General features: G+C 37.8%; 19 protein-coding genes. 8 read left to right on the forward strand and 11 right to left on the reverse strand.

The features are described 5' to 3' along the window. Positions 1-44 precede the first annotated feature (44 nt). Entirely contained in the window at positions 45-419 is a 375-nt protein-coding gene (locus tag RI845_RS02795; protein ID WP_348388235.1) for a hypothetical protein, read from the reverse strand. 186 nt (positions 420-605) lie between these two features. Here RI845_RS02795 and RI845_RS02800 point away from each other — a divergent pair, with 186 nt between their 5' ends. From RI845_RS02800 to RI845_RS02820, 5 genes are all read left to right on the forward strand, one after another. Beyond that, positions 606-968, forward strand: a complete 363-nt coding sequence (locus tag RI845_RS02800) for a hypothetical protein (RefSeq protein WP_348388236.1) — start codon at positions 606-608, stop codon at positions 966-968. A gap of 105 nt (positions 969-1,073) precedes the next feature. Next, the gene (locus RI845_RS02805; RefSeq protein ID WP_348388237.1) at positions 1,074-1,307 is read left to right on the forward strand and encodes an Imm27 family immunity protein; all 234 of its coding nucleotides are present in this window, start codon (positions 1,074-1,076) and stop codon (positions 1,305-1,307) included. Between the two features lie 132 nt (positions 1,308-1,439). Then, positions 1,440-1,730, forward strand: a complete 291-nt coding sequence (locus RI845_RS02810; RefSeq protein WP_348388238.1) for a hypothetical protein — start codon at positions 1,440-1,442, stop codon at positions 1,728-1,730. Positions 1,731-1,907: 177 nt separating this feature from the next. Next, entirely contained in the window at positions 1,908-2,309 is a 402-nt protein-coding gene (locus RI845_RS02815) for a hypothetical protein (RefSeq protein WP_348388239.1), read from the forward strand. Positions 2,310-2,396: 87 nt separating this feature from the next. Beyond that, entirely contained in the window at positions 2,397-2,678 is a 282-nt protein-coding gene (locus tag RI845_RS02820; protein WP_348388240.1) for a hypothetical protein, read from the forward strand. Between the two features lie 186 nt (positions 2,679-2,864). Here the strand turns inward: RI845_RS02820 and RI845_RS02825 are convergent, their stop codons facing one another. The 4 genes from RI845_RS02825 to RI845_RS02840 all read right to left on the reverse strand — a co-directional run bounded on the left by RI845_RS02825 (position 2,865) and on the right by RI845_RS02840 (position 6,652). Then, a complete protein-coding gene (locus RI845_RS02825; protein ID WP_348388241.1) occupies positions 2,865-3,293 on the reverse strand; it encodes a hypothetical protein in 429 nt (142 codons plus the stop codon). A 59-nt stretch (positions 3,294-3,352) separates the two neighbouring features. After that, entirely contained in the window at positions 3,353-4,171 is an 819-nt protein-coding gene (locus RI845_RS02830) for an SDR family oxidoreductase (protein WP_348388242.1), read from the reverse strand. A gap of 82 nt (positions 4,172-4,253) precedes the next feature. Beyond that, positions 4,254-6,032, reverse strand: coding sequence for an arylsulfatase (locus RI845_RS02835; protein WP_348388243.1), 1,779 nt, complete (start codon positions 6,030-6,032; stop codon positions 4,254-4,256). A 92-nt stretch (positions 6,033-6,124) separates the two neighbouring features. Continuing rightward, positions 6,125-6,652, reverse strand: coding sequence for a DUF4136 domain-containing protein (locus RI845_RS02840; RefSeq protein ID WP_348388244.1), 528 nt, complete (start codon positions 6,650-6,652; stop codon positions 6,125-6,127). A gap of 141 nt (positions 6,653-6,793) precedes the next feature. On the opposite strand from RI845_RS02840, the gene RI845_RS02845 reads away from it, so the two are divergent. Together RI845_RS02845 and RI845_RS02850 are read left to right on the forward strand one after the other, a co-directional pair. Further along, a complete protein-coding gene (locus tag RI845_RS02845; protein ID WP_348388245.1) occupies positions 6,794-7,732 on the forward strand; it encodes a LysR family transcriptional regulator in 939 nt (312 codons plus the stop codon). A 62-nt stretch (positions 7,733-7,794) separates the two neighbouring features. After that, positions 7,795-8,379, forward strand: coding sequence for a DUF4202 domain-containing protein (locus RI845_RS02850; RefSeq protein WP_348388246.1), 585 nt, complete (start codon positions 7,795-7,797; stop codon positions 8,377-8,379). 54 nt (positions 8,380-8,433) lie between these two features. Here RI845_RS02850 and RI845_RS02855 read toward each other — a convergent pair whose 3' ends face one another. The 6 genes from RI845_RS02855 to nosR all read right to left on the reverse strand — a co-directional run bounded on the left by RI845_RS02855 (position 8,434) and on the right by nosR (position 16,202). Next, on the reverse strand, positions 8,434-8,928 hold the full coding sequence (locus tag RI845_RS02855; RefSeq protein WP_348388247.1) for a nitrous oxide reductase accessory protein NosL: 495 nt from the start codon (positions 8,926-8,928) through the stop codon (positions 8,434-8,436). Continuing rightward, entirely contained in the window at positions 8,928-9,746 is an 819-nt protein-coding gene (locus tag RI845_RS02860) for an ABC transporter permease (protein ID WP_348388248.1), read from the reverse strand. The genes RI845_RS02855 and RI845_RS02860 overlap by 1 nt, the downstream gene beginning before the upstream one ends. After that, positions 9,743-10,669, reverse strand: a complete 927-nt coding sequence (locus RI845_RS02865) for an ABC transporter ATP-binding protein (protein ID WP_348388249.1) — start codon at positions 10,667-10,669, stop codon at positions 9,743-9,745. Before RI845_RS02865 ends, RI845_RS02860 begins: the two co-directional genes overlap by 4 nt. 14 nt (positions 10,670-10,683) lie before the next feature. Next, a complete protein-coding gene (locus tag RI845_RS02870) occupies positions 10,684-12,003 on the reverse strand; it encodes a nitrous oxide reductase family maturation protein NosD (protein ID WP_348388250.1) in 1,320 nt (439 codons plus the stop codon). 85 nt (positions 12,004-12,088) lie between these two features. After that, complete coding sequence (nosZ, locus tag RI845_RS02875; protein WP_348388251.1) at positions 12,089-13,978, reverse strand: TAT-dependent nitrous-oxide reductase; 1,890 nt, start codon at positions 13,976-13,978, stop codon at positions 12,089-12,091. Positions 13,979-14,069: 91 nt separating this feature from the next. Then, the gene (gene nosR / locus RI845_RS02880) at positions 14,070-16,202 is read right to left on the reverse strand and encodes a transcriptional regulator NosR (protein WP_348388252.1); all 2,133 of its coding nucleotides are present in this window, start codon (positions 16,200-16,202) and stop codon (positions 14,070-14,072) included. A 281-nt stretch (positions 16,203-16,483) separates the two neighbouring features. Here nosR and RI845_RS02885 point away from each other — a divergent pair, with 281 nt between their 5' ends. After that, positions 16,484-17,014: a DUF4136 domain-containing protein gene (locus RI845_RS02885; protein WP_348388253.1), complete on the forward strand. Its 531-nt coding sequence runs from the start codon at positions 16,484-16,486 to the stop codon at positions 17,012-17,014. The last annotated feature ends 91 nt before the right edge of the window (positions 17,015-17,105 follow it).

The following is a 17,105-nucleotide window of genomic DNA, read 5'->3' on the forward strand; positions in this document are numbered from 1 at the left end:
GGTTAAGGTCTGTTTAGAGCGAGGAACAGCCGTTGGCAATTTAATTAGGAGGTGAGTTTATGGCCTTGCCTTATATCCCATAAAAAATACAAGCTTACTAAAATACCACCTATCAAAACAATACACATATAGGTAAGCCAAAAAGTCCCGTTGGTCAGTGGTAGTTCATCTATAAGTGTTGGTGTACTTTCTTTGATAGCTACCCAAACTTGCATATCTACAATTAAAGATAATGCCGCACTGCCTACAGAAATTAAATACAAGGTGCTGACTACGAAAGCCTGAAATCGTGTAAGCTTCGCCCCAACAACGAACGCGGTAACTAAGAAACCAAACGTAAAAGTGATATAAATAGTAAAGCTTGTTAATGCGTTATTAGCATATAACGCAATGAGTTCAAGTGCTTCAGCATCTGTCATGGATTATCTCTCATCATATCACTACAACTATTGTAGCATCTCCTCCCAAATAGGTGCTGAGACTAATTGCACATCTAAGCAATCTATCGTAATGTAATCAAAAGTCCATCGACAGGTTTGAGCGAACAGCAGACAGTGGTATTAAAACTTCTCCACACAATCTTTATACATAGCAGGAAGCCTTGAGTGTTCGCAAAAATCATTGAAAAAATCAAAAATAAAATAAGTGAATTGGAAGAATACGCTGACAACTCCAAAATAGGTTTCACAGTTAAAGGACTTGTTACTTATTCAGGTCATGATGGATTATATGAAATAGAAAAGGTGTATCCTTTCTTAGCCATTATAGATAAAGCCAATATTGAACTCTCAGCTACTCATATTACCCAATTGCTTGAGAGTCAAGATTGGAACAATGTTAATATCGAAGAGTACAGTGAAATAACTCTACGCGATTACAGTAAGCAATCTGAAGGTCATGAGGATTGGCAAAAAATGATAAATGAGCAAGGTGCGTTCTATATAATCTACACAGAAAATGGTGCTTAACAAATTCAAGAATGGCACGTTTGCACCACTCACCGATTTAACGTAATGTAATCAAAAGCTCACAGGCCGCTGCGAGCGAGCAGCAGACATAGGGAAGTCTAAAATATGGATGTTATTACTGACGTCGAAACTATAAACGACTTTATAAAATGTCGGTGTAAAAAGTTAACTACTGATTCTTCAGACTGGGAAACTTTATACATAAATGAAGATGCGAATGAGTATTGGGTTAAGTCGTACCCTAACTCAGAATGTCATGGTGGCGGCAACCCAATTTTAAGCCGAATAACTTCGCTTGAAGTTGAGCAAAAGTTTGGGTCAACCGAACGACAAAAATGAGCGATAAGCGGAAGTTATGGGATGTAGAATTTTTAGCTTAATATGAAAAAGTTTATAGTTTATTTACTAGTCATCATCTGCTTCACGCCAGTTACATTTTTCTTGTTGACCAGTATTGGTCTCGTCCCCTATATGTTGGCTTCAGTATGGTCATTAGAAATAGAAGGTATTCTAACCTTTTTAGCATTTGCCTTTGGTTGGATTGGACTGACTTCGGTGTTTGTTGCTATAAATATTCCTTTAGGCAAAGCTTTGAACCAATCACAAACAAAATATTGTCGTATAGGGTTGGTGTTGGGAAGTTTATCAGTTCTAAAGTGCTATCAATTGATGGGGTTTGAACCTAAGTTACTAATCTTTGTATTATTACCTTTACTTGCGGCCCTATCATTGTTTTATCTTACATTTCGCAAGTACGGCTAGTTTTATTTGTATTCCTATAGGTTGAATAAAGTGAATTGTTGGCACCAATACATTTGCAACACTCAGATATATAACGTAAATTAATCAAAAGCTCACCGACAGGTTTGAGCGATAACCAGACCGTCGACTAACCAATTTATACCCGCATTAAATAAAGGATTATTCTCAGGTAGCAAGATGATTTACGACCTCAAATTAGTAGCTGAACTATCAAAGGAACTCGGTTTTAGTATAGTTGATAGCTCCCAAACCTCAGTTGACATTAAAATCTTTGAAGATGCCATTTTAGTTTTTCAAAATATAGATGAGCAAACAGATTCATTAATTGGCTTTTCTGGTACACCTTGGCATGAGCATGGTGTCTTAATGTTTAGTGGCTCAGATGGTTGCTACACAGAGCTAGCTTATATAGATGTTCTTTCTGAAATAAAACTTGGCAAAGTGTTGGTTTGTGAACTTTTTAATCACGGTGTTTTAAAAGACCGATACCTTGTCCATAAAAACCATATTGATGAGTTTGAATACATGCAGTCTGGAGATGAAATTAGAATACGTCAATATATCAACGACAGTCTCTGATTGGCACTGACTTGACCATAAGCTATTGAAAAGGTTAAGGTCGGGTTAGAGCGATAAACGGAACTAGAGCTTTATAGGGATTTAATTTTGAAAGATTTAAACAAGTTAGATTTGCATGACTCGACACTTGAATCTATTAAATTCAATTGGATAAAACAGACTACTGAATTAACACTAAAAACTAGTAGTGGCTCAACTCTGATAACATTCTTTGAATGCAATGACTTACATATTCCTGCCGAAAATCCTTGGGGAAAATCTATTTCAATTAACACGACAGTTCAGCGTGATAATACTTTTGAAATAGAAATGCAAAGCGGTGATATCATTTCAATTAAGTTTACATCTTTTGAAGTTATTCAGAGTTGAAATGGGCTAGTACGACTGTCTCTCAATGGCACAAAACTGCCTAAATAAATCATCTTAAAACTGGAGCGCTCCCACCCAAAAGCATGGTCTGATGACGGTGTTCTTTTTCGATAGTTTTATGTTCTATATTGTAGAGCCACTGTTAGGACAATATTACCTAACCCTAACAGTGCTGCAATGTAATTCTTATCGTGCTCTTTTGTTCAAGCCTGTATTCTTTTTACCTAACTTGTATTGCTCAAACCAATAGCCAAGTGTGAAGGTACAGATAGTAATGTCGGTAATCGCAAATGGTACAAACCATTCATTTAACCAAGCAGTTTCAGGTGAAAATGCATTACTTGTATATAAGTAGACCATGAACAGCTTTTCTAAAAACGAGTATAGAATTATTGATTGCTGCCATTTTGGTACAAATGCAGAGGCTGCGATAAAAAAGCCCATTAATCCAACCATAATTCCCCAGTGACGTATGATAAATAAATATTGATTGTCGTAAGGGAGTTGATTCATATCTGCAAGTGCCCATTGTGGCCAAAATGCATAAATTGCTGCGTACATGGTAACTAGGCCGCCAATAATTAAGAAGGGCTTTAAAAATTTTGTAAAAAACATAATGATCCTTGATTCAGATAAATTAAATTTTGAATATTGGTTAAGGGGTAGAGGTTTGCTTAAAACTTCTTAATAAGTTTTAAAACGGCCTTACCCATAAGTTTTTCACCGATTAAGTTTTGTGCGAAAAGCATTAACTTTGCGTCCAAGGTTGACCGGTAAGAAAGTTTTGGTTTGTTAGCAAAACCAGCTTTTAGCATGGTATTAACGGTAGATTGTGTGCAGGACCCTTTGCCATAAGCGTCTGCTAAAAAGTCATGGGATTTTTCAACAATAGCTTTGTATGTTTCCATATTGTTAGTCGCTACCATGTCTGCTAATTGATGGCTGTCAAACTCGGTTTTAACGCAGCCTGGCTCTATGGTGATCACCTTAATGTTAAAGTCAGCAACCTCTTGCGCTAATCCTTTTGCCATACCATTTAACGCGTGTTTGCTGGCCGAATACCAAGAGTTCATGCTCGTTGATATTCGTGCCGCAATAGACGTGGTAAATATAATGCGGCCACTATTTTGTTCACGCATATAAGGTAATACAGCTCTAGCAACACGTGCTGCGCCATAAACGTTGGTATCAAACTGAGCATGAACTTTGTCGATTGGTGTTTCCTCAACCGGGCCTGCTATAGCAAATCCCGAATTTGAGTAAACAATATCAAGGTGGCCGGCGTGTTTAATAACCTCTGCCACGACTTGTTGTACGTTGCTTTCATCACAAACATCCAATTTATAAATATTGGCGCCTTGCTCTTGTAAATATTGCATTTTATCTACACGGCGGGCGCAGCAATACACATTGTGATTGGCTTTAAGTAAAGCAAGTGATAAATCTTTGCCCATGCCTGATGAAGCACCAATTACTAAAATATTCTTTGTCACGTTACATCCTTAACTAATGATTTTTAATTAATTTAAACAGCACAAATTAATGTGCTGTTTTAGGTTAAAGTGTTGCTATAAGTTAATGCGCTGTGGTTTTGCGCTTAGCATTTTTCATCAGCTGTACCTTCGGGTTGTAGCCTTCTGGTACGGGTATTACATTGTTAGTTGATGCATAATCTTCATAAGCCTTAATTAACGTCGCCAATTTTTCAGGGTTTACTTTAGCAAGGTTGTTAACTTCTGCTGGGTCTTTAACAATGTTATACAGCTCCCATTGACCAGTCCCTTTAGGTGGCAGGTTTTTAACCAACTTATAATCGCCATTAAACATCGCACTACTACCAGCAAGCTCGTAACCTATCATCGAATCGTTATCGTGAACCTTACTTGTTTGGCCTGTAAACAATGGCCACATGCTTTTACCTTTAGGTGTATGTACATCGGTTTTGTCAGCGTATGCATCAGTAACGGTTGTGCCGGCTACATTTATAAGGGTTGGCAAAATATCACTAACGTAAGCGAATGAATCCAGTTGTTGTCCTGCTTTAATTTTTTTCGGGTAATACGCAATCAGTGGTGAACGAATACCGCCTTCAGAAGAATAGGTTTTCCAATAACTCATTGGTGTATTACTTACCGATGCCCAGCCAGGTCCATAGGCAGAGAATGATCCTTTCTGACCAAGCTCTGGGAAACCTTTTGTCATTTCTGACGGATAAGTGTAGTTATAGTTTCCTCTATACCAAGGCTCAAATACTGGAATGTTTTGCAGTTCTGTGGCATCAGCACCATTATCAGACATAAAAATGATAAGGGTATTTTCATCTTCACCAATAGACTTTAAATATGCCATTAAGCGGCCGATATTGTGGTCCATATTGTCAACCATCCCGGCGTATACTTGCATTCTACGTGCTTGGAATTGCTTTTCTTCTACGCTGTACTGGTCCCAATCTGAAAGCTTGTACATCGTAGATTTATCAAAGTTTTCTGCTAAAACAGTCTCTTGAGAAATCAGTCCAATTTCCTTTTGTTTTGCTAGTCGTAACTCTCTTTGCTTATCCCAACCTTGATCATAAACACCGTTGTATTTGTCTACATATTCTTTAGGAGCCTGATGTGGACTATGTACTGCTTGATATGCAACATAGCTAAAAAATGGCTTGCCTGAATTACGGTTAGATTCGATGTAATCGATCATTTTGTCAGTGTAAAAATCAGTCGAATAATAATCGTCTTTTGGAAGTTCGGTAGGCTTACCATCTTCATAATAATGTACTTTTTTATACATAGGGCCATATGATTGGTCTACCCAGTTATCGGCGCCACTTTCAAGTAATGTAAATGAGCGATCAAAGCCTCTACCTGATGGTAAATTTTCTGCTGACTTGCCAAGATGCCACTTACCTACCATATAAGTGTTGTAGCCTTGCTCCTTTAATACATTGGAAACAGTTACAACACTGTTATTTAAATGCCCTTCATAACCAGGCTTACCAAACTGGTTGTCTGCCTGTATTTCAAGCATATTACCTAAGCCGGCAAAGTGGTTATCAACACCTGTCATCAACATAGTTCGGGTTGGAGAGCAGGCAGCACCAACATGAAAATTGGTCATTTTTATGCCCTGCTCTGCGAGCGTATTTAGGTTTGGGGTGTCAATTTCACTACCAAAAGGCGCAATATCCGAATAGCCTAAATCATCTGCAAGGATGACGATAATATTGGGGCTTTTTACAGGTTGATGTTGTGCTACCTGTTCTGTTTCTGTTTCTGTTGCTGATTGAATGCAGCCACTTAATGTTAGGCAAGTGAATGCTGTGAACATTATTTGTTTAAATATGATGTGTGTATTCATTGTTAAAACTCATTTCAATTAGTGTGATTTTACAATTACAAAACTCTCAATGTTGTAATTGTTGGTTGTTAATACGGTTCGTTAAAAGTTATTCATTTTGGAAGTTCAGCAAGCATTTTGTTTATCAACTCAGCTATCGCTTGATCTCTTTGCTCTATGCTGTCAAACGTCTTCAACGGTTTAGTTAAGGTGCTGCGCCATACTGTTTGTTTAGTTTTGTTGTCAATAAAATCTAAAACAAATGTGCCTTCGGTATAGTCTTTGGCGCTAATGCCTGGATCATATGTTGGGGCGTAAACGTATCGAGGATTGTGTACGTATGACGTTACTTTTACTTTATCTTTAGTGATGACAAAGTAGCTGATAAGAATATCTGCTGAATTGTGTCCTGCTGCCTTAAATCCTTCCTTTTGCAGTTTGCTATCTATGGCATAAGAAATACGACCTCGGTCAATATCACTTAGCATAGGGTTTTTTAAGCCTTTATCAGCGATAACAAAATATGATCCTACTTTTGAAAAGTCATATTCTTTTTTATAGTCTGTATTTGCTTCATAACTGGAAGAGCAACCAGCTAAAAATGCGAAACACAAGAAAAACAAACTAAATCTATTCATCATATTCTCCACAGTTACTTATAAATTTTGATGATTGGCTAAGATGTTTTTATTGTATTAAGCTATGGATATAACAACAAATGATGTATTTTTATTTGCGATATAACTCAGGGGAATATCATCGTTTTTTAAAGAGGCTCATTAATGAACAAGTTGGAACAAAAACTGGCACGGGTTGATTTGAACCTGTTGATTTCTTTAAGTGTATTATTGAATGAACGAAGTGTAAGCAAAGCCGCTGATGTTATGTTTGTGACACAGCCGGCGATGAGTAAAGCCCTGCAAAGGCTAAGAGATATTTTTGATGATCCGCTATTTCATCGCACATCAACGGGAATATTTCCTACGGCTAAAGGTATGGAGCTGGAACAAAAGCTGCCAAGTATACTGAATCAAGTTAACGGCTTGCTAAAACAGAACGAGTTTACCCCGGCAACGTGTAATGAGACATTTTCAATTTCAGTGCCATCGGTTATTTGCCATTTAGTATTATTACCCTTTATTTTAAAATTAAACAAAATTGCACCAGATATATGCATAGTCGACTTTCCGAGCGAGGCTGATCCATTTACCTCTTTAGAAAAGGGAAAATATGATTTTGCCATTCATATTGCAAAACCTAAAAACAGCCATTTCAGCCATACCTCTTTAGGCTTTGTTAAACCCAATGTTTTTGCCAGGAAAAGCCATCCGTTAGCAAATAAAAAAGCTCCAAGTACTATTGATGATTTATGCCGTTATAAGTTTATTGATTATCAAATCGGGCCCACTGAAAGTAAGAGTTTTGAAAATCCCGCAGATAGGATATATCGACTATTAAATTTTAAACCTCAAATTTCGTGTAAAAGTAGTCAACTGAGTATGTTAACGGCATTGTTAGAAAGTAATGATTATTTATTTATTGCGCCAAGTTTTATGCTTAATACACCGGAATTTGCCGATAAATTTTCGTCTATTTATGAGTTTGATCTTGCCCAAGAGCACATGTATGAATTGCTTTTGCTAGAAGCACCTCAAATTAAATATAGCCCAGCCGAGCAATGGCTAAAAAATGAGTTGGTTAAGAGCATTAACATTGACTAATCAGCTACGGTATATTATTAACAGTAACTTACTCACTTCACCATAAGGTAATTGTTTTTCATATGAACACTGAAAAATTTAATCAGGCAATTCAATTAATCGATAAAGCCAATTCTGAAGATCCAAACAAAGAGGTTTGGCAGAGTAAGGAATATCCAAAAGAAATACTGTATTCGATGCGAATGACTGACATGTTGGCAGACTTTGCGCCTGATGCCTCACTCGCATTAAAACTGGCAACGCATAGTCAGCATATCTGCCGATGGCAACATCCGCGTAAAAATTATGAAATGAACAGAGCCGGTTATTTATTATGGCGCAAAGAGTTAAATAAATTTCATGCACAAAAGGCCGCCGAAATTCTCTCGTCGATTAATTTTGATGATGAAACCATTGAAAAAGTACAGTTTCTTCTGTTGAAAAAACAATTAAAGCGAGATCCACAAACTCAAACATTAGAAGATGTGGTGTGCTTGGTATTTTTGCAGTATTACTTCACTGATTTCGCAGCAGATCATACTGAGGAAAAAGTCATTTCGGTATTACAAAAAACTTGGGCAAAAATGTCAGATCAAGGCCATCAAAAAGCACTAACACTGTCACTGCCAGAACATGATAAAGCGTTGATCGTTAAAGCGTTGTCCTAAATTAATTAAAGCCCTGATTTGCATGTGAATTAGGGCTTTATATAGTTAAGTAACTTACATTAAACTTGCTTGATCTACTTGACTAAAATCGAGTACCTCACCACCAAACTCTTGAGCAAATGCCAGAGCATCTTGCTGTTTGCTAAAGCTTGCCAATGTTTTCCCCATGGCCCCTGTTTTTTCTGAGCCAACAACAAACCAAGCAGTTTTGGCATCGATAAAGTAGCCATCGTTTGGTGCATCCCAAGGCATTTTACTCATGTCATGTACGTAAATAGTCGTAACGTTACGTTTGTTTTCTGGGTCTAGATAAAAGCTAAACATATCTCGGGTTGAACAAAACTTATGTACTTTTTCGCCTCTGTCCTTGCGATATAACTCGCCTTTAGGACCAGCAAAGTTAGTGATTAGCATGCCACACAAATGACACTCATCGGAACTTTCTATGGCTTGTGCTTGATAAACTATTTGTTTTTGGTCTTGCTCACCACAAGCGGTTAAGCATAAAAGGGTGCTCGCAATTAACGTGATTTTTAATATATTTTTCATTACAGGGTTTTCTTCTTCAGAACAAAAATAGCTAGGCTTAACGGTAATATAACCCAAGCAAACAACGAACTTATTAATACGGTTTGTGACAAGCTGGAGTTTATGGCAATGGCAACTGCGCCATTAACATCACTACTATCTAACCCCGAAAGATTCACTAAACGGAATATGTCCGCTGGGTTTAACAACATTACTTGAGTTAATCCTTGCTGGCTTAAACCATTATCAATACCAACCAATAAGGCTAATAATGCCAGATCAAATACAAGTGCAAAAATAAACCAGGTTATTAGGGCAAAACCAGCAGCCTTTGATTTTTCACTTACCGATAAACTGATCAAGTAAGCGATAGCCGTAAAACTCAAACCCAGTAAAATTGCGCTGCAAATAAACAGGGCAAAACTGCTGATAACTTGGCTATTATCCAATTGGAAAAATAGCAGTGCAGCTGAGGTGCCAAACCCCAATAATATGGCTAAAGCAATAATCGCCCCTTGGCCAAAAAATTTACCAAGTAATAGCTGCGTTTTACTTAACGGATAAGTGAGTAACAATAACAGCGTGCCACTTTCTTGCTCACCAACAAAACTGTCATAACTTATTAATAAGGCAATTAACGGGATAAGAAATACTGCCAAGCTGGCGAGGCTGGCAATGGTTGTAGATAATGATGCAATGCCGATGCTACCTGACGCTGCGCCACCAAAATAGGTTAATCCCAAGGATAAAATAGTAAAAATAATAGTAATAGAAACCAGCCAACGATTTCGCAGCCCGTCTTGAAATTCTTTTAGTGCAACATTGAAAATTTGCATCATGAGCTCTCTCCTCTAAATTCACTTGTTCTTTGAGTGAGGTAATGCTGATAAAGCTGCTCTAAATTAGCTGGCTCAACTTGAATATCATCCATAGCGTCATAAGAGAGTAGTTGTCTTAAGGTGGATAACTTGTCTTGCTCGGGAACAAGTAAGGTTTGTTGATCAAGCTTGCAAGTTAAAAATTGACTTAATTTAGGATCATTGCTGACTGCACCATTTAACCCTTTAGGTTTAATTTTCACCGGCATATTGGCGTTTTGCCTCAATTCATTCAACGTTCCTGCCGCGAGGACTTCTCCATCAGATAAAATCATTGCACGGTCAATATGTTGTTCAACACCTGGCAGTACGTGAGAACATAAAATAACACTTGAACCATTGGTCTTTAGTTGATCAACGGTACGATAAAAGTCAGCTGTGGCGATTGGATCTAAGCCGACAGTAGGTTCATCTAATAACAATAATTTAGGTTCACCAATAAACGCTTGTGCTAAGCCTAATCGTTGCCTCATGCCTTTTGAATAGGTTTTAACTTGTCGTTTCATTGCGTGAGTAATACCGACTTGTTCGAGCAAAGCAATGGCCGTTTTCTTATTAAAGCCTTTTAGCTTTGCAAAGTAAGTAAGGACTTCTAAGCCGGTAAGTTGCTCATAAAAACTTACGTTTTCTGGTAAGTAGCCTATTTGGGTTCGGCTATGCCAAGCCTCTTTAGAATCAGGAGCCATGCCCATGACTTCAACGCTGCCACTACTTGGAGATATAACCCCTAAAATTAGTTTCATCATTGTTGTTTTGCCGGCGCCATTATGACCAAATAAGCCAAGTACTTCACCTTGATTAAGGGTCATGGTTACCGATTCCAGGGCCGCTAATTGTTGGTACTTTTTACCAACATTTTGCAAAGATATTAATGGAACATTCATCTTAATTTCGACCTTTAATGTTTAGTATCTTGCAGCTCAGTATTAGCTGCTACAGATGTAGTATTTGCTTGGTGAGGAGACTGCATCAAAGGGTAGCTGTCTTTTACACCAGGTGGTTTTAATATAGGAAATTGTCTTTGAACCCACCGTAAAATCACAATTGCCGGACTGTCCATTAACATTTTCATTTCAGGATACTGCCAAACCAATTTATCAATGCCATCGTTTGGCTCAAAAATTACATCACCAACGTTGTCATTGTTCATATCCCAACCGAGATAATTACTCCAATAGTTACCTTTGCCGTCCTTGCTCCATTCTTGTTTTTTATTAGAAACATACTTCACTTGCGTTGGATTATTGATAAAACTGTTGCCAAATACTTTGGTGTTTTCAGATCCAGCAGTTAAATGGATGCCAATCTCACTGGTATCAATTAAATTATTGCTAATGGTGTTATAGGCTGAGTTATAGACAAACAACCCTTTACCATCCCGTCCTAGTACTTTGTTTTCAGGTTTAGTCCAAACATTTTTAATAACATTGTCAGTAATGGTTGAAGAGGTAATAAAATTCATCAGAAAACCGTAGTCTTCACTGTTTTTACTGGTGTTGCCCGACACGACTAAATGTTTTGAGCTCATTAATGCGTAACCGGCCCGGGTGTTATATGCGAGGTTATTCAGTACTTTATTACTGTGTGAATACATATAATGAATGCCATAGCGCAAGTCATGCATAGTGTTATTTTGCAGTACATTTTCTTGGCTAGAAATTATATACAGGCCATCTCTGGTATTAGATACATTGTTACCACGTACTAATACATGCTTAACCATAGATAACTGAATGCCATTGCCCCTATCGGCTGAACGTAAAGTGTTATCACCAACAATGGTGTTATTTAGTACTTCAATGTGTTCTGCTTTTTGTAGCCAAATACCAAAGCCGCTGCCTTGTAATTGGTTATTTTTAATTAGGATATTGCTTGCTTTGGTGTCAGAGTAAATTGCCGCGTTCTGTTCGGTTAAATCAGCGCCCCAATTTATTATCTCCAAATCTTTTATTGTAATATTTGAATTGTGTAAATGCAGAGCATTACCTTTGCCTTGAGCATCAATTATTGCCCCAGCTTTACCTTGCAAGGTAATTTCGTTATCAATAGCAAAATTGCCGTAATAAGTACCGTTATTCAAGGTGACTATGTCGCCATTAACGCTATTATTTAGTATTTGTTGTAAATCATCTTGCGGTGAAACTTGCCACTGTTTTGCCATGGCTGTGTTATGAACAACCATTATTAGAAGTAAATAAAGTAGAAAATTTCTGATCATTGCGATTAACTTAATATTAAAAAGTTAAGGGTAAGGCGTAACACCAATCGGTATTACGCCACGGTTCATACCCAAATTGGTATTACTAAGCTTCTACGAACATACGGCCACGCATTTCCATGTGTAGCGCATGACAGAACCAGTTACAGTAATACCACTGTACGCCAGGTTTATTAGCCGTAAAGGTGATAGATGATGTTGCTTGTGGACCAACTTCCATTTGTACACCATGGTTAGTCATACAGAAACCATGTGTAACATCTTCTACTTGGTCAAGGTTAGTAACAACCACAGTTACTTCATCACCAAGTTTCACTTTAAACTCACTCATACCAAATGTAGGTGCAACAGATGTCATGTATACACGAACTTTATTGCCATCGCGGATAACTTTGTTATCTGTTTCTAACGTTACACCATCTTTTTTCGCCATAGCTACTGTAGGAGCAAAGATAGGATCATCACGTGTCCAAAGCTTATTAGGTTTCATTCTACTGCGATGAACTATCATACAGTCATGCGGTTCTGCGTACGTTGGGCCGTCATGTACAAGTTTCATTTCATCACCTGAAATATCAATTAATTGATCATTTTCAGGGCGTAATGGACCTACAGGCAAGAATCTATCTTTAGAGAACTTACATAAAGATATTAGCCATTTACCATCGGCGTCACGAGTTTCACCTTGTGAAGTATGGTTATGGCCAGGTTGGTAATGAACATCTAGTTTTTGACGGATGTAATTAACTTTTTCACCATTGTGAGCTTTAATCGCATCTTCTACATTCCACTTAGCAATTTGGCTATCAAGGAACAATGTTGTATAAGCATTACCTTTGTTATCAAATGCTGTATGCAATGGACCTAAACCTAATTCAGGCTCTGCAACAATGGTATCACGCGGTTTAATTTTATCGCTAAATAGAGCATCAAGTTTATCAATTGCGATAATAGAAACTGTTGGTGATAACTTACCGTTTGCAACAAAGTACTTACCATTTGGTGATGTATTCATACCATGTGGTGATTTAGGTACTGGGATGTAACGGGTTAAGTCAGAGCCTTTACGACCATCTAAAACAGGTACATTATTACCATTGTAAGTTTTGAACTTACCGGCTTTAAGTGCTGCTTCACAACGCGCAAGGTTAAATACCACAACATGGTCACGTTCAGCAGAAATCATTTCCCCTAAGTTCATACCCATTTCTGAGTTGTAACAAGTAGAGGCGAAGTACTTACCATCATAATCAGCATCGGTATTATCTAAATTACCATCAACCATAACTTGGAAAGTAACTTCCATTTTTTCAGCATCAATTACATTGAACAATGAACGATAGGTACTCACATCTTCCATTGAAGATTTACCGTCGTTGTTCATTGGAATTTCGAACTCACCATTACAAATTACATATTTTGTATGTGGCACTTTTTGCACGCGTAAACCGTGAATTGCTTGTACGTTCGGTATGGTGATCATCTTATCAGTTTTCATCACATCACAACGGATACGAGCAACACGAGAGTTTGCTTTATCGTTAATGAAAACGTACTTACCGTTGTAGCGACCATCGGTCATACTCATGTGCGGATGATGTGAATCACCGGCATGTAAATGTGCGCTGTCGCCTTTTATGCGTTTACTTTCGTCGGTTAAACCCCAACCTGTAGCACTGTCAGTATTAAATACTGGAATACGCATTAATTCACGCATTGATGGTAAGCCCATAATACGAACTTCACCAGAGTGGCCGCCACTCCAGAAACCATAATATTCATCTAAGTCACCTGGGTGAACAAAGGCGCTGTTTCCTGCTTCTGCCGCATTGGCTTTTGCCATTGAAGCAAACATTGTTGCTGTCATTGGGGCAGCGATTGCACCAGCGCCTAATAGGGCGGTTTTACCGAAAAATTTTCGTCTTTCTTTGTTTTCCAGCTCCAATTCATTAGAGCGTTTATCTTCGTTACTCATTCTAATTCTCCATCTTGCTGTTAATTTGTAATTCCAAAAATTAATTACTGTTAGTTGTTTAAGTTTTTTTGTTGCTTTTACATTGAGTTACTTAAGTAACTTCAACGGTTTGAATTTGTTGTTCTTTATATTTTTGTTTCTTGCGCGCTATTTTTTTCAATGGCGGGCATTTTTCATCATTAAAATAGGTGATTTGGCAATCTAAACAGTAATGACATTCACGCATATTTATCGTGCCATCAGGGTGGATTGCTTGAATTTCACATTCTTTTGCACAAGTTTTACAAGGCTGTCCACACTCAGGTCGACGTTTTAACCAGTCAAATAACCTAATACTGTTTCCGGTAGATAATGCGGCGCCGAGTGGACATAAATAGCGACAGAAAAACTTGCGCGAAAATACATTGATAAGTAGCAACAGTAATGCATAAATAATGAACGGCCATTCGCGATCAAACTTTAATAAAAATGTGGTTTTAAAAGGTTCAATTTCGGCAAATTGCTCAGCCAACGCCAGTGAGTCTAGTGATAAGCCAAATAGGCCAAGTAAGATCAGGTATTTAATTGCCCATAAACGCTCATGAACGGCCCAAGGAAGCTCAACTTGTGGAATTTTAACGTGCCTAGCAAGTACATTAATTAACTCTTGTAATGCTCCGAAAGGGCATAACCAGCCGCAATATACCGCTCGTCCCCAAAGCAAAACAGTTGCTGCTGCTGCGCCCCAAAGAATGAAAATAACCGGGTCGAGTAAGAATAAGTCCCAGGAAAAATCGGACATAAATGCTTGTAAGAAAGTAAACACATTAACAACTGATAATTGGCCACCCCAAACCCAACCGATAAATACAACGGTAATCACTAAAAAGCCATGACGGAAATTGTGTAAAAAGGTAGGGTGCCTTACTAAAATATCCTGGAAGAATAATGTTGCAAGAAGAGTTAAAAGCAATATTCCTAAAATAATTACTTCAACATTTTTTTCTTGCCAAACTTGTTGGGTAAGCGTGAGTTCTGGCTCAGGCAAAACAACCGGCGGTCTATATACATAACTATCTAGGGCATCGTAGTCGCCTTTGAAGCTGGTAAATAAACTATCAACAGCACCTAATTGTCTGCGCACTAATAATTCGAGTTGCCAATTTGTACCTGGGTTAAATTCATGATGCTCCCGAATAATAAACAATGACATTTCTTTAAATGTTGGCGCACCGTCTAAGTAAATATCGGTTATACGGTTGTGATCTAGGTCGCGAAAGGCTACTGCATCTTCATTTTGCAGCACTTGAATTCGATCAAAAATTCCGCCTCGAACATAGCCTGAGCCTTTAAATGAATAACCATTACCCATAATTGCAATCGCATGTTCGTTTGGTTTTAGGGTGCGTATTAGCCAGTTATACTCAGCATCGCCTAACAAATTTCTGCCCACGTTTGGCAAATTTGCTTGAGCATAATAAATGTCAGCAAAAGTATCTTGTTTTTGCTCTGGCTGCGCTTCATCCACATGTTCTGCTGCAGTGCCAGCAAAGGCTTCGTCAACTGTCTTTCTATTTAAGTGCAGTTTACGAATCGAACCATCACCAACTAATGTTTGCCAATCAGACTTTTGATAAACATCAGGTAAGATAGTTGCCATCGGCATAATAACTTCGTCACTTGCACTAATAATGCCTAACGAGCGAGCAACTTTGGTAGCCGATTTTGTAATGGCAACATTCATGACCATTACGGTCACTGTCGCACCTGAGAGCCCATCTATATGGATCATGTTATCGGTTTTATTGCCGCCTACTTTTAATCTATCGCTTACCTTAAGTCCTGGATATTGATCGACGAATTTATAAAGCTTGGACTCGGGTATACCGGCCAAGATAATTGGCTCATGATGCTCCAAAACCTTTGCGCCTAAATAGATGCCTTGCGGATCTATGGCCACTAACATATTTACCGGCTCACCAGAGTAGGCCGGTATTTTGTTTATATCGTTGGTTTCAAATGCGTATCCAATAATTTCATCATCGTTTTTTATCGTCCAGAAAGGCACATCACCTGATTTTTCACCAATATCAGTGGCTTGTGGAAATATTTGATGGATTAATGGAATTGGATCTTTTGGTGGGCTCACAAACAGTGCATGAGCTGGACATATAAAAGCAAATAAAAGTGTTATACAAGCCAGAAGCTGGATTGAATTAATTCTATTTAGTCTGTTCATCAGCATGTAGTTGTAAAACCTTAAACTTAGTTTGCAGCAAGAATATTTTTCTGCTGTTACCATTTAAAGTCAGTCTACGCTTTCGAATTTTAGGCTGGCTGATCTAGATCAACTAAATGTTAATGAAATGTTTAGTGGATAATTTGCTGTGTTGGGGTCGCTTTAAGGTGGTTTTTAAATGATGTTTAGTGGCAATTGGTCTAAGCTACATTTAATAACAGTTTATTATTATTCAAATTGTAAAGTTATTGTTATTATTAAAAAAAATATTATTGGAGAAAATAATAATGCCTAAGTTAATAATGGTTTTACTCGCTTTATCTTTATCTGCCTGTGTACAGGTAAATACTGAAGTTGAAAACGCTAGTTCACAACTGGCCATTTCAAGTATTCATGATCACGATATTGCACTTGATGAAAACTCAACCTATGCCTTTACGCCATTACAAGAAAATGAAAAAGGTGCATCTTTTCCAATAGTTACTGCTGAAATTGAAAAATATTTAGCTGTTAAAGGTTTTAAACAAGTTACACCAGAGCAAAATCCCACGTTTTATATTGGTTATATTCTTGAACGTGAAGAAGACTTATCTGACGAGCAGTTGTCTGAAACCTTCGGTTTAAACCCAGGTTTGCCTGATTTACCAAACTTAGATAAAGGCACCATGCTGATGTTCGCACTAGAGGGCGAGTCTAAGCAGTTTGCATGGAGAGCAGCAGCACAGGGCTTTATACTTGAAGATATTTCAGATGAAGAGCGCCACTTAAAGGTACAGCAATTGGTAAATTCAATGTTGCACCAGTTTGTTAACAAATAACAACAAATCGACGCTAAAATGCTACACTTTAATTGAAACTTTACTGGATTAGTGTCGGTCTATGTATTTGATTAATTATAAATTGATAAGG

Source organism: Thalassotalea nanhaiensis (genome assembly GCF_031583575.1).
GTDB lineage: Bacteria > Pseudomonadota > Gammaproteobacteria > Enterobacterales > Alteromonadaceae > Thalassotalea_A > Thalassotalea_A nanhaiensis.